At 57.0% G+C, this 19,334-nt stretch carries 16 protein-coding genes; 4 read left to right on the forward strand and 12 right to left on the reverse strand.

The genetic code is table 11. The annotated features are described in order from the left end of the window. Positions 1-162: 162 nt before the first annotated feature. A complete protein-coding gene (locus tag IV01_RS10705) occupies positions 163-402 on the reverse strand; it encodes a hypothetical protein (protein ID WP_032629254.1) in 240 nt (79 codons plus the stop codon). 156 nt (positions 403-558) lie between these two features. Beyond that, positions 559-2,109 (reverse strand): TerC family protein, encoded by a 1,551-nt coding sequence (locus IV01_RS10700; RefSeq protein ID WP_032629257.1) that lies wholly within the window; start codon positions 2,107-2,109, stop codon positions 559-561. Positions 2,110-2,531: 422 nt separating this feature from the next. Here IV01_RS10700 and IV01_RS10695 point away from each other — a divergent pair, with 422 nt between their 5' ends. Together IV01_RS10695 and IV01_RS10690 are read left to right on the forward strand one after the other, a co-directional pair. Then, a complete protein-coding gene (locus IV01_RS10695) occupies positions 2,532-3,638 on the forward strand; it encodes a Gfo/Idh/MocA family protein (protein ID WP_032629259.1) in 1,107 nt (368 codons plus the stop codon). A gap of 316 nt (positions 3,639-3,954) precedes the next feature. Next, the gene (locus tag IV01_RS10690; RefSeq protein ID WP_032629260.1) at positions 3,955-5,532 is read left to right on the forward strand and encodes a hypothetical protein; all 1,578 of its coding nucleotides are present in this window, start codon (positions 3,955-3,957) and stop codon (positions 5,530-5,532) included. A 6-nt stretch (positions 5,533-5,538) separates the two neighbouring features. On the opposite strand, the gene IV01_RS10685 is transcribed toward IV01_RS10690, so the two are convergent. The 6 genes from IV01_RS10685 to IV01_RS10660 form a co-directional block, all read right to left on the reverse strand. Next, entirely contained in the window at positions 5,539-5,943 is a 405-nt protein-coding gene (locus IV01_RS10685; RefSeq protein ID WP_032629338.1) for a hypothetical protein, read from the reverse strand. Between the two features lie 560 nt (positions 5,944-6,503). After that, complete coding sequence (locus IV01_RS10680) at positions 6,504-7,337, reverse strand: amidohydrolase family protein (RefSeq protein WP_032629262.1); 834 nt, start codon at positions 7,335-7,337, stop codon at positions 6,504-6,506. Further along, entirely contained in the window at positions 7,330-8,358 is a 1,029-nt protein-coding gene (locus IV01_RS10675; RefSeq protein ID WP_032629264.1) for an NAD(P)-dependent oxidoreductase, read from the reverse strand. The genes IV01_RS10680 and IV01_RS10675 overlap by 8 nt, the downstream gene beginning before the upstream one ends. Before the next feature lie 6 nt (positions 8,359-8,364). After that, positions 8,365-9,417 (reverse strand): LacI family DNA-binding transcriptional regulator, encoded by a 1,053-nt coding sequence (locus IV01_RS10670; RefSeq protein ID WP_032629267.1) that lies wholly within the window; start codon positions 9,415-9,417, stop codon positions 8,365-8,367. A 6-nt stretch (positions 9,418-9,423) separates the two neighbouring features. Continuing rightward, complete coding sequence (locus IV01_RS10665) at positions 9,424-11,367, reverse strand: TRAP transporter large permease subunit (protein ID WP_032629269.1); 1,944 nt, start codon at positions 11,365-11,367, stop codon at positions 9,424-9,426. A 74-nt stretch (positions 11,368-11,441) separates the two neighbouring features. Then, entirely contained in the window at positions 11,442-12,458 is a 1,017-nt protein-coding gene (locus IV01_RS10660) for a TRAP transporter substrate-binding protein (protein WP_032629270.1), read from the reverse strand. Between the two features lie 702 nt (positions 12,459-13,160). Between IV01_RS10660 and IV01_RS10655 the strand changes: the two genes are divergently transcribed. After that, positions 13,161-13,451: a hypothetical protein gene (locus IV01_RS10655; RefSeq protein WP_032629272.1), complete on the forward strand. Its 291-nt coding sequence runs from the start codon at positions 13,161-13,163 to the stop codon at positions 13,449-13,451. Between the two features lies 1 nt (position 13,452). Here the strand turns inward: IV01_RS10655 and IV01_RS10650 are convergent, their stop codons facing one another. After that, positions 13,453-14,217, reverse strand: a complete 765-nt coding sequence (locus IV01_RS10650) for an SDR family oxidoreductase (RefSeq protein ID WP_032629273.1) — start codon at positions 14,215-14,217, stop codon at positions 13,453-13,455. Between the two features lie 195 nt (positions 14,218-14,412). On the opposite strand from IV01_RS10650, the gene IV01_RS10645 reads away from it, so the two are divergent. After that, a complete protein-coding gene (locus IV01_RS10645) occupies positions 14,413-14,754 on the forward strand; it encodes an FKBP-type peptidyl-prolyl cis-trans isomerase (protein ID WP_032629275.1) in 342 nt (113 codons plus the stop codon). 195 nt (positions 14,755-14,949) lie between these two features. Here IV01_RS10645 and IV01_RS10640 read toward each other — a convergent pair whose 3' ends face one another. From IV01_RS10640 to IV01_RS25930, 3 genes are all read right to left on the reverse strand, one after another. Further along, positions 14,950-15,684 carry a hypothetical protein gene (locus IV01_RS10640; RefSeq protein ID WP_032629277.1) on the reverse strand — a complete coding sequence of 245 codons (735 nt, stop codon included), beginning with the start codon at positions 15,682-15,684 and terminating at the stop codon, positions 14,950-14,952. 167 nt (positions 15,685-15,851) lie between these two features. Beyond that, positions 15,852-18,701 carry a hypothetical protein gene (locus IV01_RS0125175; RefSeq protein WP_050507678.1) on the reverse strand — a complete coding sequence of 950 codons (2,850 nt, stop codon included), beginning with the start codon at positions 18,699-18,701 and terminating at the stop codon, positions 15,852-15,854. After that, positions 18,674-19,228, reverse strand: coding sequence for a toxin VasX (locus IV01_RS25930; RefSeq protein ID WP_050507680.1), 555 nt, complete (start codon positions 19,226-19,228; stop codon positions 18,674-18,676). Before IV01_RS25930 ends, IV01_RS0125175 begins: the two co-directional genes overlap by 28 nt. Positions 19,229-19,334: the final 106 nt, after the last annotated feature.

Raw genomic sequence — 19,334 nt, forward strand, 5'->3', positions numbered from 1 at the left:
GTCTGGAATGCAGCCTTCCCGGCTAAAGCCGGTCCCACGTCGTCACATTTTCTTGCGAGCAAACATAGAATCTCCCACAGAGATTCGGATCCACCTAAGCCTTCGTCACACAGCAAAAAGCCCGGTTTAACCGGGCTTGGGTTGCTCTACAAAAACCTGTAATCAATAGCGCTGATATTGGGAACCGAACTCTTTGCGGTTTTCCGCAACCACCACGGTTTTGCTCGACTCGACATGCGCACGGTCGAAGGTCTTGTTGCCAGGCCCGGCGATCTGTACTTGTCCGGCTGTAACGCTGGAAGAAGTCGCAGTGGCGGCAACCTGGGTGGGTGAGTTGCTGGCAAAAGCACCGGTAGCGGTCAGCAGGGAAAGGGCAAAACTCAAAGCGATAGTGCGTTTCATGATGTGGCTCCAAAGGTTGTTTCGAAGTGATGGGGCCAATCTAGATTCAACAACGCCTTATGAAAAACCAACTGTGCAGATACCGATTATCAGTCCCGCTGATGCTGGAGCGCGAGGCGTCTAGTCCGCGCTTGCCCAGCATCCACGGGCCATTGATCACTCAGGCTTGCGTAACAGGACCCGAGTCACCCGACGCTCTTCGACGTCTGTTACCGTCATGTCCCAGCCATCCCATTGCAGCGAGTCGCCCTTGCGCGGCAGGCGATCCAGCAGGCTCATGACCAGCCCGGCCAGTGTCTGGTAGTCCTCTGTGGCGTGCGCCTGAAAGCCGACCCGTTCACGCACCTGGCTGAGGTTCAAAGCACCGGAGACCAAGTAACCGCCCTGCTCCGCTACGATATCCGGCCCCTCGATTTCACTGGCATCCGGCAGCTCGCCAGCAATGGATTCAAGGATGTCGGTCATGGTCAACAGGCCAATGAAGTCACCGAATTCGTTAATCACAAACGCGATGTGCGTCGATTCCTTACGCATCTGTTCCAGCGCATTGAGGATCGTGAAGCTTTCCAGCAAGTTGATTGCCTTGCGCGCCATGAATTCCAGGTTCGGTTCGTTACCCGCCAGCAGCTCCTTCAACAATTCCTTCTTGTGTACGAAACCCAGCGGCTCGTCGACCCGGCCTTCGCGAATCAGCGGCAGGCGTGAGTAGGACGAATGCATCAGCTTGATACGCACGGTTTCCGGGTCATCTGCCAGGTCGATATGGTCGACTTCGGCCCTGGGGGTCATGGCTGAACGGATTGGGCGCTCGGCCAGTTGCAGAACACCACTGATCATCACCCGCTCGCGGCGATCAAACACTGCCGCAGTTTGCTCGCCTTCGAGCATGTCGGCAATTTCCTCACCCACCTCGTCAGCATCCAGCTTGCGACCGCCCAACAGACGCAACACCGCATGGGCTGTGCGCTCACGCATGGGCTTCATGCCATGCAGGGATTTCTTGCGACGCTTGCGAGCGATCTGGTTGAACAGTTCGATGAGGATCGAGAAACCAATCGCCGCATACAGATAGCCCTTCGGAATATGAAAGCCCAGGCCTTCTGCGGTCAGGCTGAAGCCGATCATCATCAAGAAGCCCAGACACAGCATGATCACAGTGGGGTGAGCGTTGACGAAGCGCGTCAGCGGCTTGCTGGCGATGATCATCAAACCGATGGAAATCATCACGGCAATCATCATTACAGCCAGATGCTCGACCATGCCCACGGCGGTAATCACCGCATCCAGGGAGAACACCGCATCAAGCACCACAATCTGCGCGACGATGGGCCAGAACCTGGCGTACGTCGAGTTGCTGGCGCGTTCGCTGACATGCCCTTCCAGCCGCTCGTGCAATTCCATAGTGGCCTTGAACAACAGGAACACACCACCAAACAGCATGATCAGGTCTCGCCCCGAGAAGCTGTGATCGAAGATTTCGAACAGCGGTGCGGTCAGCGTCACCATCCAGGAAATACTGGCCAGCAGGCCCAGCCGCATGATCAACGCCAGCGACAAGCCGATGACACGGGCCTTGTCGCGCTGCTCGGGCGGCAACTTGTCCGCCAGAATCGCGATAAACACCAGGTTATCGATGCCCAGAACCAGTTCCAGAACGATCAGGGTAAGCAGGCCAAGCCATGCCGTGGGATCAGCAATCCATTCCATACAGTTATTGAGTCTCTCGAAAACAGGTTTTGACGCACGCAGCAAGGTGCCGCGCATTCCGATTGGGCGCACGAGGCGAAGGGTAGAAAGGGACAGTCGGGGGAACTGATCCGCGTACAGCCATTCCGGCGACGGGATCGAAACTCAATTCAACGGGGGGATAACCAGAGCAATGGGGAGGCTCCTGAGCGGTGTTCATATGATCCTGACAGTGATAACGGACAGTGATCCTACAACGATAAAGTCACTTTCCTACGCATTAAAAGTATTACAAAGATTGACATCAATTTACCCCCATCTTTCTTGCCGATCGCCTTTAAGAACACCACGCCAGTTTTAAATTGGTTTGAACTTCCAGCCCCGATACGTGCCCCTTCTATAGGTGCCGGGCACACCGCCGGGCGATTCTGGAGGCTTATCTCATGCCAGATGCACAGGGCAAAGTTCGTTACGCAGTCGTCGCCGGGGGCTGGATTTCCCAAGGGGCGTTCATGCCGGGTGTTGATCAGACCGACAACTCGGTGATGACCGCGCTGGTGACCGGTGATCCGGTGAAAGCCGACAAGCTGGCAGAACTTTACGACTTGAAAAGCTACCACTACGACGAATTTGACACCCTACTCAAGTCCGGCGAAATCGATGCGATTTACTTGGCAACGCCGAACTTCAGGCATCGCGAATTCGCTGTACCTGCCTTGGAAGCCGGTATCCACGTGCTGCTGGAAAAGCCTATGGCGACCAGCGAAGAGGACTGCCTGGCCATCACCGAAGCTGCCGAGCGATCCGGCGCCAAGCTTATGATTGCCTACCGCCTGCACTTCGAACCAGGCACGGTGGAAATGATCAGCCGCATCCGGGCCGGTGATATTGGTGAGCCAAGGTTGTTTACCGCCACTTTCGCGCAAACTACCGACCCCAAAAACCATCGCATGCAAAGTGGCTATTGGGCGGGACCTGCGGCGGACATGGGGCCTTACCCGATCAACGCCGTACGCAGCCTGTTTGACGCTGAGCCATTGGAAGTCCATGCCGTAGGCGTTCATACCCCCGGCCGCGAAATCAATACACCGGATACCGTTTCGGTCACGTTGCGCTTCTCAGAAGAACGCCTGGCGCAATTCACCGTCAGCTTCAGCCTGCCGAGTACAGAGCGCTACCAGGTGATAGGTACCAAGGGCGAGTTTGAAGCCTCGCCAGCATTCGGTTTTGGTGAAGGCGTGGCGATCAGCTATAGAGCGATCATCGACAAAAAAACCAAAGAGCACACGCATCCGGTAGTCGATCAATTCGGAGGAGAAACCCAGTATTTTTCCGATTGCATTCTCCAGGACCGCGAGCCTGAACCAGACGGCGATGAAGGCTGGCGCGATGTACGAGTGTTGGCGGCTATCGAGCGCAGCCTGGCGACCGGCCAGACTCAGAAACTTGACCCGCTTCCTACTCGCCCCGGCATCAGCGTCGAACAGGCCCGCCGCCTGCCGCTGGCTAAAGTGCCGCAGTACATCAATACCGATGAGCCTAATGAGTGAATAGCGACACCGCTGTTCGCAGCCTGCGGTAGTTGCTAGAGCCAGCAGCTGCAAAGTTGTGCCCTGACTCAACCGCTGTAGGAGCGCGCTTGCCCGCGATTTGCGTCAGCTCAGGCAACACATTTTTCGCTGACACGCCGCATCGCGGGCAAGCGCGCTCCTACAAATAAAAGCATTCCAATTCGGGAAAGCGACGAACGCGGTTCATAGGGCACACCGCTGCTTGCAGCGCACGCACCTGCCAATCGCTAAAGTTTCCATAGCTCCGGCCGCTACAAAGTAGATACAAATACATTCAGGCCAGCATGGAAGCGCTATGAACTCGATATCGTTAATCACTGCAAACACGCCAGTCGTCGTCAGCCCTGCCACTCCAGCGGTGCCGCTTAACGAAGACAAAACTCGGCCCACACAGACCGACTCACCTGCCGCGGTGGTCATGCTTGGCCAGGACGTGAAGATCCCCAACTCCACCACGTACAACTCGTTGGGCGCGTTGGCCAGTTTCAATCCGGTCTACAGCCTCGAGCAGGATGTAAGCAATCCGCTGACCAAAGTACTGACCGGCAATATTCCTGCCGCATCGACGGCCAGCCGATTCCAGGGCCTCGGCGCAGCTTTGTTACAGCAGTTGGCCGAGGACGGCACCAGCAAGATTTCCCAATCGGTCATCCGGTCAGCCGCTGACAACGTGAAAAACGCCGCGGCGCTGGAGGTGGCCCAAAACCAGTTGCATGAAAAGGCAGATAACACCATCACCCTGACGCTGAAGACCAAAAGCGGCGCAACTATCACGCTGAACCTGACGAGTTCCAAAGATGGCCTCGGCGTGCAGGCCGATGTCAGCGGTGGCGAGCTGAGCGACAGCGAGCTTGAAGCACTGGGTTCACTAGCCGATTCCTTCCAGAGCGCGATCGACGGTCTCACTGCCGAGAAACCCCGCCTGAACCTTGGCGCGCTAGCCCAACTCGACCCAGACGTCTTTACGTCCGTTGACCTGAGCGCCCGTTTGAAACTGGGTGAGGATCAGTACCAGACCCTCAGTTTCAAAGCCGATGAAAAGAGCAAATCGGTTGAAATGAGCGGGCCAACCGGCAATGTTCAGTTGAGCGTCAAGAACAACAACGCCATTCTCGGGAACGCTCAACAACAGGCAAAAGCGGTACAAAGCTATCTTCAGCAGTTCGACGCCGCGCAAGAACGTGGCGAGGGTGATGAAGACCTGATGGCGCTGTTCAAGGACGCGTTTTCTTCGTTGCAGAACACCACCAAGAGCCTGACGACTCCGACCAGTAGCGTCAGCCTCAATCAGGTGGATCAAGCGATGTTGACCGGTCTTGCGGACTTCAGTGCATCGCTCACCCAGACCGCGAGCAGCCCCAACCCGATGCGCCCGAGCGAGGTCGACAAATTCTCATATAAGGCGTCCCAGACCACTGAGACCAAAGGAACTACGGCCGAAAACCGCTCAGTGGAGCAGAAGCAGACCTCCAGCCTGAATGCGGCCTACCACAAGAGCCTTTACCCAGGCGTAGCGTTGGCACTAGGGACGGACCCAGAGACGCAGAATTATAAGTACTACCTGATCGAAGACGAAGCCAGCAGCACGACCCGTATCGCCTACAACAAAGGCGCATTGGTAGAAGCCAGTTCCGTGCAATCCGCTCGCCAGTCCACCACCGTGCAGACCTACGAGCTGGCCAAACTGGTCGATACCGTGACAACCCCGAACGAAATTACCCATTCGCGCAACTTGATGGCCATGATCGACGCGGCCCTGCGCAACGACCGTAACTCCCAGCTGACCACAGGCAAGTCAACACTGGAAGATGATCTGAAGCCGGTGCATGACAAGGTACTGCTGCAATCCAATCCCTCTTCGATCGCCAGCTGATTGGCCTCAGGCATCGCGAAACAGATCGTGGGCATCCAGTAGTCGGTAGGCTATTTCAGGGTTCTTCTCCAGGCCGCGTCGGATGGCGGCCGGGATCGACTGCCGGGTCTTGCGACACAGGCCCGGTTGCTCGTCGATTTCAATAGCGATGCCGCGCATGGTCCGCACTTCGTTGAAGCCGGGCGCCACTTGCACGCGGATACCAAGCTGCTCCAACAGCCGTTGCTGCAGCCGCTGCAGATCCGCCAGGCTTTGCAGATTTTCCAGTCGTTCCAGCAGGCGTTTCTCCTCCTGACGGGTCAAGGCAAGAATCCGCTGCGCGGCCTCACTCTCACCGTCCAGCAGTTGCTCGCGTCCGCAAGTGCAGGCGCCGGGAGGACAAGGTTGGCGGATCGGGAATGAGACTTTCATGCAGCGCAGCATAGCGAGGCTCGCAGGCTTTGCACATCCACATCCGGATACTCGGCGTTCAGCAGCAGGACCGACCTCCTCCCCACCTTCTTGGTGTGCCAAACGTATCCAGAAAACCCCGCCGCCCACTCACAGTGGCCGGTTTTCGAAATCCGGCTCATCGATCAAGCCATTTAAAGCCTTGCGCCGGAAATCATTCAACACCGGGCTGACGGAATTTCTTTCCGGACTGCACGCCTGAGCACAGGCGGTCGGTCTATCCCTTGACTCTCATGAACGTTGGTATTTCCGCCAGGCAACCGGGGGATTTTTTATGCGCCGTATCAATCCCGGAGCAGCCGGAGTGGCCGCCTCACCTTCCGCGTCGACTAATTCGCGGACAAGCCAGAATGCTGCCCACAGGCTCCAACGAAAAAAATGCGCCCTCTGTGAGAGCGCCCTGTCCGAGGCCTCTGAAACACCGATGAAAAACACAGAACCTGTAGGAGCTCACGAGCAACGCGAGGCACCGATGGAGGCCTGTCTGAGAGCAAGCTGAAAGTGAACATCACCGGCTTTTATCAGCCACGCTCATCATCAAATCCATAAAGTTGCGCCGGGTTAGCGACCAGGATTTTGTGACGTACCTGCGGGTCAGGCGCCCACTCACTGAGCAACTCGAGCATCGCCAGATCATCCGGCAACGGGTTACGTCCAGGGTGCGGCCAGTTGCTCGCCCACAGGCAGCGATCAGGATGGATCTGCACCAGCGCGCGGGCCAGCTGGCTGACATCTTCGTAATGAGGTGCGCCAGTTTTCGACGTTTCGTACGGCGCTGAGACCTTGACCCAGACATCGCCGGTATCCAGCAACCGCAACAGGCTTTTGAAGCCCGCATGATCGCTGGCGACAGGCTCCAGAAACTTGCCGGTGTGATCGATACTCAGCGCGCTGGGCAATGCCCGAAGCCGCTGTTCGTAATCTGCCAACAGACGACCGTCGACCTGGAGATTGATCACCCAGCCGAGTTCGGCCACGCGTGCCGAAAGCGGCTCCAGCGCGTCCCAGTCCAACGCCCCCTGGGCATTCGGGACCAGCATGAAACGCACGCCACGCACCCCATTACGATGCAGCGCGACCAACTGCTCATCCGTGATATCGGGTTTGATCACCGCAATGCCTCGCGCAGCGTCTCCTGCCTGGATTAGCGCATCAAGCAGGCAGCGGACATCAAAGCCGTAGCCATTGGCCTGGACCAGCACGGCGCGCTCCAACCCCAGGCGTTGCTGGACCGTGCGGTAATCATTCCAACTGGCACGGGCGATTTGCTGGGTCAGCGGGAAGCGCTCCGGCTCATAGATATGCACGTGGCAGTCACAGGCACCGGGGATCAGTTGAGCCGTTGAGTCATTCATGGGACAGCTCCCTGGATGCATGGCTGGGCAGGCCAAATACCGCCGCTGCCCGGCTGGCATGTTCTAGATTGACAGCGCCCTGAGGTGCCTGCCCCGCCAGCAAGGCCTGAACCTGACGCACCGTGTCCATGGCCTGATGTTCACTGGCCTGCGGCGTCAGCCCGCCGATATGAGGATTGGCGATGATTTTCGGGTGTGCAGCGATATCCGGGCTGGGCATCTGATCTGCAGCCCGTCCCACATCCAGTGCGCAACCAGCAATCAGTGCCTGATCGAGTGCATCTACCAGGGCCTGTTCATCGACCAGCTCGCCACGGGAAGCGTTGACAAAAAAGGCGTGGGGCTGCATACGCCGCAGCGCGTTGGCGTCGAACAGATTCTGGGTTTGCGGACCTGCCGGAGCCAGACACACTACGTAATCCGAGGCCGACAAGAGTTGCTCGAAAGGCACCTGCTCGATGCCTGGCTCCTGAATGGAAAGCAGCGGGTCGCTGACCAGCACCTTCATATTCATCGCCCTCGCCATACCGGCCAGGCGCTTGCCGATAAAACCGTAGCCGACAATGCCCACGGTAGAACCGCGCAACTCCCGGCCCATGGCAATTTGCGGCGTGCGCCCTTGCCAGTAATCGGCAGCAGCGCGGCTCAGCCCTCGGCTCAAGTCGATCATCACGCCAATCACCCACTCGGCAACCGAGGTGTCGAAGCCGGGCGTGGCTTGAGTCACCAGCACCCCATGGCGGCTGGCAGCGTCGACGTCGATATTACGAATATCCACGGCCACTCTGCAGAAGGCAGCCAGCTCCGGCAGGCGTTCGAACAGCTCGGCAGGCGCTGCGGCATCCCGGCTGGAGACGATGATCTGACAGCCCTGTGCAGCCGTGACCAACTCATCCACGGAAAGCACGTGACGGGCGTTATTCAGTCTGACACTGGCACAACTGCGAAGCAGGGTCAGGGCGCGCTGCCCGTAATAATTTTCCAGGGTCTGCGGCGAATGGGTCAGGAAGATAGTGGTCATGTGCATTCATTCCCTATGCAGATTGGCCGGGCTGGCGACCGACTGACGATCGACCAACACCGGTTGAAAGATGAAATTGACTGGCCGCTGTCCCGGTTGACGAGAGCGATCAACGGCGCGCTGGACCATCGCGTCGGCCATCTCGGTAATCGGCATGGATACCGAGGTCAAAGCCGGATTGGTGAAGGCGGCAATCGACAAGCCGTCCATGCCCACCACTGACACATCCTCTGGCACCCGCAGTCCGGCTTGATGCAAACCTGCCATCAGGCCAATGGCGAGCATGTCATTGACGGTGACGATCCCGGTGGGCATGGGTTGCATGGCCTTGACCTGGCTCGCCATGGCAAAGCCCAGGTCGGCGAGTTCCGAGTCACCGAAAGTCTCTACCACCTGCCCCTCGATGACCTGAGCGCTGCCTTGCAAGCCAGCCTGACTGGCACGCTCCAGAAAGCCAGCAATCTTGTTGGCACGGCTCACGGTCTTGCCGCCCGGTACCAGAAATGCGAGGCGGGTGTGGCCGTAGCTGATCAGATGATCGGCAGCGATGTAACCGGCCTTGAAGTTGTCAGGCGACACGTGATCGACCGCCGAACCTTCCACCGGCAAAGTACTGCGGTCGTAACTCACCACCGCCAGCCCGCGCGCCACTGCGCCTTCAAGGTGGCGTTCGTCGTCCCGGGACGAGACGACGATCACCGCCTGCACGCCAAATGACAGCAGATCATCGAACATGCGCGCTTCATGCTGCTTGTCGCGATGAGTATTGGCCAGCAGCAGACGGTAGCCATAACGCTGCTGAGCCACCGCTTCGATCTTCAACGCCAGCTGCCCATACATCGGGTTGGCCGTGGACGGCACCAATAGACCGAGCATGGGGGTATGCCCGGTCTTGAGCTGGCGTGCTGCCCGGTTGGGTCGATAGTTGAGCTGGCCAATGGCGGCTTCCACCCGGGCGAAGGTGTCGGCACCCAGCTTTTCAGTACGCCCATTGAGTACATTTGACACCGAGCTAACCGACACGCCCGCCAGGGCTGCTACATCATGAATCGTTGCCATCTTTGCCTAACCCATATTGAAAGTGCGTGGCAGCCACAGGGAAATCGAGGGCACCAGGACCAACAGCACCAGCATCACAGCCAGCACCAGCAAGTATTTGAGCATCCGCCGAGACACGTCTTCGATTTTGGTCCCGGTCATTGCGCAGGTCGCGAACAGGCCCAGGCCAAACGGTGGTGAAAACAATCCCAGCCCCATGGCGATCACCGCTACTGTGCCGAAGTGCAGCGGATGTATCCCGACCTGAACCGCAATCGGCACCAGCAACGGGCCGAAGATAATCAGCGCCGGGGCACCCTCCAGCACCGCCCCGAAAATCACCATGATGATCACCGATGCAATCAGGAATGCCAGAGGACCAAAGTCGTGGGCCAAGGCCAGCATGAAGTCGGAAATGATCGCCGGGATTTGCAGGATGGTCAGGGCGAACGCCACGCTGGAAGCCGCCGCGATGATGAACAGAATGCCCGCTGCCATGGAGGCCGAACGCACGAATAGCTTGCCGATCGCCCGTGGCGTCAGCTCGCGAAACGTAATGCCACCCACCAGCAATGCGTAGACCACGGCGAATGCCGAAACTTCGGTGGAAGTCGCGACCCCGGAAGTTACGCCCTTGCCAATCATGCCGACCATGATCAAGGCCACCAAGGCCCCGCCGAGCAGCCGAAACAGTGGAGTGCGTTTGGGGAAGGCCTCGTCGGGATCCACCTTGCGGCCAAAGATCACCGCCAGCGTCGCCAGGCCCATGGCGAGAAATGCTGCCGGAACAATGCCCGCGAGAAACAAGCCACCAATGGAGATATTCGCCACGAAGCCCATGATGATCATGTTGATGCACGGTGGAATGGTCTCGGCCATCACTCCGGATGCAGCGAGTACCGCAGCCGTTTCGTTGGGGTCCTGGCGGGTGCGCCGAACTGCGGGCACTACGATGCCGCCCACCGCTGCGATGTCAGCCAGCTTGGAGCCGGAAACACCGGAGAAAAACGCCGTCGCCAGAATCGCGATCAGGTTCATCGAACCCCGGACCCGGCCGAAGATTCTGACCAGCAATTCGATCAGCCGCGAGGACATCCCGTTGACTTCCATCACCAGCCCGGCCAGCACAAAGAACGGAATTGCCAGCAGGACAAAGTGATCCATGCCAGCCATGACCTGCTGGGAATAGATCACCAACGGTAACGACGGATCGCCCATGAAATACAGCAGCGCGCACATGGCGAGCACAAACGCGATGGGCACACCGACCAGCAACCCGCCGACGAAACCCAGCAGCAGTAAGGTCCAGGGTTGGAGCGCCCATTCTTCAAACTGGCTGTTCCACGCCCAGATGGCACAACCCAGAGCCACACAACCAACCAGCGTCAGCCAAGTGGTACGAGTGGCGCCATGAATGGCATTGGCGACGCCCACCACGGTCATCAGCACTGCACCGACGAACACCGGCAACACGTTCAGCCACTGTGGCATCCCCATAGGGGTCGATACGTTGGTGGAATCCTCCAACAGCAGCCAGGAAGAAACCGCCAGACCGGCAGCCGTGCCTGCCACTGCCCAGCCACCGATCTGCAATGCGACCTGCTGCCAGGCGGCGGGTAGAAGCGCGCGGAAGAAATCCACGTGCACATGCTGACGCCGGGCAAGCACCGTCGCACCGCCCAGAAACACCAGCATCACCATCAGCCCACGAGCCACCTCCTCCGCCCAGTCCACCGGCTGATGGACGAAGTAACGCAGGATCACCGATGCGAATACCACCAGCACATCGACTGCCAGCACCACCGCGCATAAACGCTCAATGAAGGTACACAGCATCGCCAGCCACCGGCCGGTGGCAGCCTGGGTTTCAAAACCCCATTCCCTGGTAGGAATCAATGGACCGACCGCTTCCTGCGGATGCTCCTGTAAATGTTGCTCCGCGGCAGCGATTGCGCTCGTGGAAGTGGTCATGGCAGGCATCTCTTGTTGTTTTTCGAATGCGGCTTTCGCAAGGGCAAATCACTAGCGGCCATCACCAGGGATCATCAGCCCCTGGCCGCATCAATGGCGGCGAGTACCGGAGCAGTGACCGGATTGGTCTGGGTGAACGGCACCCACAGCTTTTCACGCATCAACTGCCGCGTGCTTTCTCGCTCGGCGTCGCTCATGGGGAAGAATGTCATGCCGCCCTTGGTCAACGCGGCGATGGCTTCTGCACCTTTAACCTTGGCGGCTTCGCGCTGATGGATGCTGGCGTCTCGTGCCGCCGCTATGAACGCCGGCTGCAAATCGGCGGGGATTTTCGCCAGCCCTCGCTTGCCGATCACCGCAATGCACGGGCTGAACAAGTGGTTAGTTTGCCAACTATTGCGCACCACTTCATCGAGCTTGTTGGCCAACACACTCGCGGCATCGTGCTCAAAGCCTTCGACCACGCCGGTTTGCACGGCGGTGTAGACCTCGTTGAACGCAATCGGCGTCGGGATCGCACCCATCAGCTTGAAGGTTTCGATGAATGCCTGGGTCGGCAGCACCCGCAGCTTGACGTTCTTCAGCGTGGCCAGGTCCTTGATCGGTGGCTTGGTATAAACACTACGAGCACTGAAGTGCGAGCCCCAGCCAATTACTGAACAGCCGGTGCGCTCCTGCAGCAGCTTGTTGTAAATCTCGCCTACCCCGCTGTCCACCGCCTTGGCGACGTGGGCATAGCTGTCGAACAGAAAGCCGAGATCCAGCAACGCCAGCTCCGGCAAGGCCGTGGCCCAGATCGAACTGCCGGTAACCATCATGTCGATGGAGCCCAGGCGCACTTGCTGAACCACATCCGCCTCCTTGCCCAGCTGACCGTTGGCGAAAAAGTCGATACGGACCTTGTCACCCAGGGACTGTTTCAGATTCTCGGCAAAGCGTTGGTAGAACAGGTAGTGCGCAGAGTTTTCGTCAGAAGTCATGGTGGACGACAACCGCAAAACAGGCGTGGCGGCATGACTGAAGGTTGGCAGAGACATGGCAGCAGCGCCGATGGCAGCCGTCTGGACGAAGCGACGTCGGGTCAGATTCATTGTGCTCACTCGATTGTTATTGTTTTAGGTTGAACAGAAGGTAAAACGGTTTACTAAACCGGTTTACGGAGCGTAGACAGGGATTCGGAAATGGCAAATAAATTTTTGCGAAATGTGAATTTCACTTGCCTGTGGGAGATTCTATTTTTACTCGCAAGTGGATGTGACGACGTGGGACCGGCTTTAGCCGGGAATGCGGCATTTCAGAGGTAAATATTGGATGGATGTACTACCTCTTCCCGGCTAAAGCCGGTCCCACGTCGTCGCGCCAATATTGAGATCACCCTTGTGCGGTGCTTGCCTGCGATGAGGGCAACGCCGATAGCAGGTCCATTGTTTCCAGCCTTATCGTCGGAATGCCGCCCAGACCAAGCCCCGCTCTCGCAGGGAATGCACCTCCAACAGGGCAATGCGCGACAAAATGCCACAGCAAAAATTCAACCAGTTGTCTGACAACTGCTGGACAGCCATAGCTGCGCATATCGTTTTGTTCTAAAATGTTGCAACACCGGCAAGCGGACGCGAATACGAACATCAACGACGACATTCGTTATTGAATTCGAACTCCCGGCGACTTGACCCGATTTATAAAAAGAAAAGCCCGTCATAGACGGGCTTTTTTCGTTTCCGGCTTACCGCAATTTCCAGACGGCCCCCATTGGGGCGGCCGACTGCCAGTTTATCTACCTTGAGGCTTACCCTATGTTGCGTCTTCTAATGTCTTACCTGTTCCACTGGTTCAAACGCGTTGCATCCAGCGCGGTTTCTCGCAATGGCAGCAATGATCGCTACACCGAGAACTTCTCCTCACGCGAAGACAGCGACAGCGGCCGTTGGACCTTCGTAACGATTTTCATCGTCTTCACCCTGAGCATCTACTCGCTGGCGGGCCTGGGCTACTACGCCAAGGTTCACGTCTGGGACGGCTTCACCGAAGCAGAAAAAACCAGCATGGCCCAGGCCATGGTGGTCGCCAGCCAAAACCTGAACTAACTCAGCCACGCCCCACAAAAGGCATCTTGGTGGCCATGACGGTCATGTTCAGCACGTTGGTGGAGAGCGGCAAGCCTGCCATGTAGCGCACTGCATCGGCGACTTCTTTGACGTCCATCATGGGTTCTACGGCAGTCTGGCCGTTGGCCTGACGAACGCCAGTGGTCATGCGCGCGGCCAACTCGGTCAGTGCGTTGCCAATGTCGATCTGGCCACAGGCAATGTTGTATTCGCGACCGTCCAGAGCAAAAGTTTTGGTCAGGCCCAGTACCGCGTGCTTACTCGCGGTGTAGGGTGAGCTGAATGGCCTTGGGGTATGTGCGGAAATCGACCCGTTGTTGATGATCCGCCCACCTTGGGGCACCTGCCTGCGCATCAGGCCAAACGCAGCCCGGGCACAGAGGAAGACTCCGGTGACGTTGGTGTTGATCACGTTCAGCCACTTCTCGACATCGAGCTCGTCAACCGGCACCGCCGGGGCACCGACACCCGCGTTGTTGAACAGCACATCCAGGCGGCCATAGTTTTTCTCGATCTCTGCAAACAATGCCTCCACGCTCTGCGGGTCGCGCACGTCCGTGGATACCGCTAGCGCCCTGCCCCCCACCTCGCGAATAGTCGCCGCCAATTCATCCAGCGGTTCCTGACGACGTCCGGCCAGCACCAGGCTGTAGCCATCCTCAAGCAACCCCAAAGCAACCGCACGACCAATGCCGCTCCCGGCGCCAGTAACAAGTGCGACTTTTGCAGCGGTGGTATCGGTCATCTTGTTGTTTTCCTCTTCTGATCAATCCGGGTTAGTTTCGGCAATGCTTAATCATCTGAATAAAGCATACTCGGCAGTCGCGATGTCTCCAGAGAGTGCCAGCCACGGTGGCCAAGATCAAACCCGAGGAAAAACCTTGCACACCCCGCACATTCCTGAGAAAAAGCCGCCTTTGTCTTTTATAGAGAAGCGACCATGAGCAACGAACTGTTGATCACAGACATCCGCACCGGCGACGGCAAGGCAGTAATCAAGGGCGCACTGATCACCACTCACTACACCGGCACACTTGAAGACGGTACGGTCTTCGACTCTTCCCATGAACGCGGCAAGCCGTTCCAGTGTGTCATCGGTAGCGGTCGCGTTATCAAAGGCTGGGATCAAGGCCTCATGGGCATGCAAGTCGGCGGTATCCGCAAGCTGTACGTCCCTGCTCACCTGGCTTATGGCGAACGATCCATGGGGGCGCATATCAAGCCCAATGCTGATCTGCATTTTGAAATCGAGCTGTTGGAGGTGTTGACTCGGGATGATTGAGTGACGGATGCACCCCGCGACACGAGAGTCTCGGGGGATGCCAATGCTGAGCGAATCTGAACCAATATGAATCAAGAAGGCGGTACGCACAGCGCTAATCGTTAACGCGTCCAGGCACTTTCTAGATAGGTTGCCTCTGCTGGCATACGCGGGCGAACAATTCTCCCAACAGAGCGAGTCGTCATCGGAGTGTTTCTAGAAAATGTTTCTACCTTCCTCAAAATCAACATGTGAAGGCGCATATTTTTTACAGCAGTCCAGAAATTCATCAATCCGGTGCTTCGGAAGAAATACCCTGAAGCACATGTAATTCTGCTCAAAGGGGATGTCGGGGTCATACCTTCGCTCAAGGATCACAAGATTTCTCTTTCGATCCGTCAATATCAGCTGCACTCTATCCCACTCAAAACTATCGCTATCAACTTCGTTCTCCCAAGCCAGCAGCTTCAACGCAGCCGGGATGGTGATAGCGCCAATGCCAACTAAAGCGAAAATCATCATCGGCATCATCGCGATTATGGCCAGTACGGTGACTAAAGCAAAAATCGCAATACCCTTCAATATCCACCCGGAACATTTTGGAAAGTGCAACCAGTACTTGACCTCGCCCCCCTTTTCGGTGAGGCGGTAAGAATAAAAGGTTTTTTGTCGGGCGATTCCTATCCACATGATAAAGACCAGCACCATGCCGAATATGGGTACATCCGTGAACAGATATCTGGAATTTTCATTTTCATGAAAAAAACACCCATAGAGAAAACATATTAATGGTATGAAGCCAAGCACCGCCATTCCGGCATCCATAAATATGACCGGGTGTGCATGGGCTTTTATCTCCCATCCCACTAACACCGAGCTGGAATTCCCTTGAAGGGTGACATTAGCGCCGCTGGGTGTTTCACAAATATGCGCATTTTCTTTCAGGCTCATTTACGTTATTACTCTTATACAAGACACATCAACAGTAAAAATCAACTACGGAACTCTGTCGCAGCAAGTTTGCTCACGAAGGGTCAAAAATAGCCGACAGATGTGGTGACTGACCCCAATCTATTCGCGAGCAAGCTCGGCTCCTACTTAGTAAGCGTTTTGAATGGCTAAAGCGGTACGGGAAGCAACAAAGCGTCTGCGCGAGAGCCTAACGACTCAACCGTCAGTGAGTTCTTGTTTGCCCCCACGACTCGACTATCACTGCCGTCAGTTTCACCCTCTGGAACCAGCCCCATCTGGTAGCGGAAGCCTTTGTCGCCTTCTCGGATGGTCAAGGTTTGTGCCGAGTACCAAACCTGTAATTCAAGGTATTGCGTGCTTTCGGTCAGCGGAACCCAGGTTTGCCAGATAACGTCTTCGTCCCCAGGAGGTGTGGCTTTTTGTTGAGGCTCGTTAAAACGGTTCTGAGATTTGAGCGGCGAAACTTTTCCCCACTGGGCCACGGCCTCAACCCGACCGTAACCACTGAACTCCTCTTTCAGGCTGTCGCCGACTCTCTGCACTGGAAAGCCGGGAAACGGCCTGCCGCTGGCAGTCAAGTTCACATAGGCCATCTCGCCTCGAATGGCTTCGGGTAAGCGCAGCTGCACCCAAGCGCCATTTTGGGTCTCGCTCGGTAGATAGCCAATGTCCGGAAAATATTGTTGGCTAGCATGGAATGTTGGCTTTACGAAAAGCCCTGGAGCGAGTTGGATTTCAAGGAAGGTCTGATTCTCCTCATTTTGGTCTCTAAAGCGATCTCCCGGGTATCGAGACCAGCGGCACTTGTGCAGCCAATGCCCGACCACATCCCGTTTCATGTAGTTGAGGGCCAATGTCGACAACAAATAGACAATCCCAATCAAGACTGTAAATCCCAAAAATATGGGGTGCATAACCACAGGAATGAATAATCCGAAGCCAGCTAATGCCGAAAGACCGGCGATGACCTGAGCACTCCCGACGATTAGAAACCCACCAACAACGTAGGACTTAACCATCAGAGCTTTTCTATCTAAAGCTATTTCCGATTGGTCGAGATCGTTTTGGATATCCCATATCTCCAAAGACGCAGCCACCACCGCAAACCCACCCAACCCAACCAACCTCGCGCCGAATCCTTTTATCAATCTCCCCCAGTCGGATTTACCCGCTCGTATCCACTTAGCTGACGACTGCTGGGTGATTTTGGTGGGTTTCGAGTCGGTACCAGAAACCGCCAAATCCTTCATCGCCTCCCACCCCGTCTCCACAAACACCGCCATCAAAGCATTCCCCGTATACGCCGCAGCAGACCCGATTTTGGCCCCGTCTTTCTCGCTCAGGTCTCCATCCCGGCTGGCGATTTCGTAGGTGATCATGGTGTTGAACAGGTTGATGGCCGCAATGCCCCAGGTAATTGCGGCAGCGTTGACCCCATGCTCGGCGCTCCAGGCTTTGGCTTGGTGGGTCCATTCCTGGGTAAGTTGGCCGTTGCGGGCGAAGAAGTTGGAGATCTTGTTTTGCATCGCCTCTGCGTAGCGTTTGCTGTGGTAGTCGAACGGTTTAGGTTCGTTGAGCAGGTGGCGTTTGAGCTCGTGCTGTATGTCTTGCATGAGTTTGGCGGTGGCGCGGCGGTCGTACTCCTTGGCTTGGTAGAGCCAGCGGTGTTGGGCGGTTTGGTAGAGGTCGCGCCCTTTCTTCAAGTCAGCTCGCCAGGCGGCGTGGCGCTTGGCGAAGTCTTCGTTGATCTGCAGTTTCTCGGGGTGGCTGAGCAGCACATGGCCCATCACAAGATTGCGCAGCATCAGTGCGGCGCTGTCACCCACTGCGCCTTTGGATAAGCGGCTATCGACGGGTAAGAACGCCAGCTGGATGTTTTCCAGTGCAGTTTTGCCCGCTCCTTTTGCCACATCGGCAATGGCGTTCAAAGTCAATTGTGCCGGTTCAGTCAGCGCTTTCATCCAGGGTTTTTCTGCAAGGGTTTCGTGGTTGAGAAATCCATTCAGCTCGCCAGCTCGACCGGCCAACGCAGTGAAGTCAGAGACGCCTTGCATCAGGCGATTGGCCTCGTCTGTCAGGGCTTGTTTGATCGAATGAGAGAAACCAAACCGGGCCAAGCCAAACAGGGTTTTGCTCTTTTCTTCTTCTTTCTGCAGCCAGCTTGAAAAGCCCAGATCCTGGCTCAGGTTGCACAGCAGATCGGACGCGACTTCCAGCAGACATAGCAGCGACGTGGTGTTGGTGGTGTCGATGAACAACCTTATCGGTTCGGTGCCGATCCATTCGGCGACAACCTTGATGTCTTCCTGAGTTTCAGTAACCCGTGTGCGCAAGGTCTTGAGCTGGGCCTGCTGGGTTTCCGAGTGATCGCGGGCGGCGTCCAGATCGACCTCGCGGCGCCATTTGCTGCGGTCCTGCCAGCTTTTGCGCAGTGCTGGATCAGGCAGTGCGCCATAGTCGGCCTTCAGGTCCTCACCCAGCATGTGCGACGGTCGCTCAGGCAGCCCGTAGGTCAGACTGTCCTGACCTTGGGTTGCATCATCTTCGACTTGAAGTTGCTCGAAATACGCCTCGACGTCGCGAATGTATTGCCGAGCTTTCACCTCATCGTCGCGCACCAAAGCAGGCAACAACGCCTTGTCGCCACCCACCCCGCAAAGCGATTCAACGACAGCTGCAATGTTGAGCGCATGTTCATGCTCGGACTGGAATTCATGGAGAGCAGCCTGATCAGCCGCAAGCTGCATACCCAGGTCTTCGAGCATCGCCAGCGGGTCGTCCAGCGCGATCAGTAGGGCGCTTGATTTGTCCGGGACAGTACCGGTCCAGAGCACATCGGCAGCCAACGCCACGCTGGGATATTTGCCCTCCTCGTCGGCCTCCGGAGGCTGGGCAGAATCAGCGAAACGCCCGTCATGATTGATGGGATAGGGATCGACATCTGCCACCACCCGCTTGCTCAAGCGCGTCAATGGCAGGGCATGGTGCACGGACATTGTTCGGCTGTATCCAGCTCCCGCATCCAGGACATGCGATTCACGCCGCTGGTGCTCATCAACTGACACATGCGACGGGTCCATTGCCAGGGCGAAAACGCGAGGCGCAGTTTGTGCGTCCGGGGGTACAGCAAATGTGTACGGCTCTCGCCATCAGCTGAGCGAATGTCGAGCGCTGGCGGGGTTTCATCCCAGACAACTCGCGTCAGGCTGGCATCCACGGCCAAGTAGCGATACTCGTGCAGCACTTCATCGGCTTCGTCGTAGACATACACAAAGCCATCGCGCAGTTGGCGCAAGGTGTAGCTTCGGCTTTGTAGCGGTTTGAAATACTCCCACTTGCCTTCAGCGCTCAGCGGCGTGAGTTGCGCGGGGTCGACGTCGTAGCGCGAGCGATCCAGCGCGTAGCGCATGGGCACGATGGCGATGTTCGGGCCTTTGAACGGGCAGGTTCCGGTGCCGGAAAGTGGACTATCAGGAAATATTGCATCTCGGCGTTGCTGCATGCTGCCGTTTTTATCAGCCATGAGCGCCGTCCTTTTGCACGGAGTGGCTCGTGTCGGCGACTCTCTTCGAGAAAAAAGCGCAACTGGCGTGATTTGGCATGGCGAGTCCTTGGCCTGAATTAAAGGG

Source organism: Pseudomonas syringae (genome assembly GCF_000737245.1).
GTDB lineage: Bacteria > Pseudomonadota > Gammaproteobacteria > Pseudomonadales > Pseudomonadaceae > Aquipseudomonas > Aquipseudomonas syringae_J.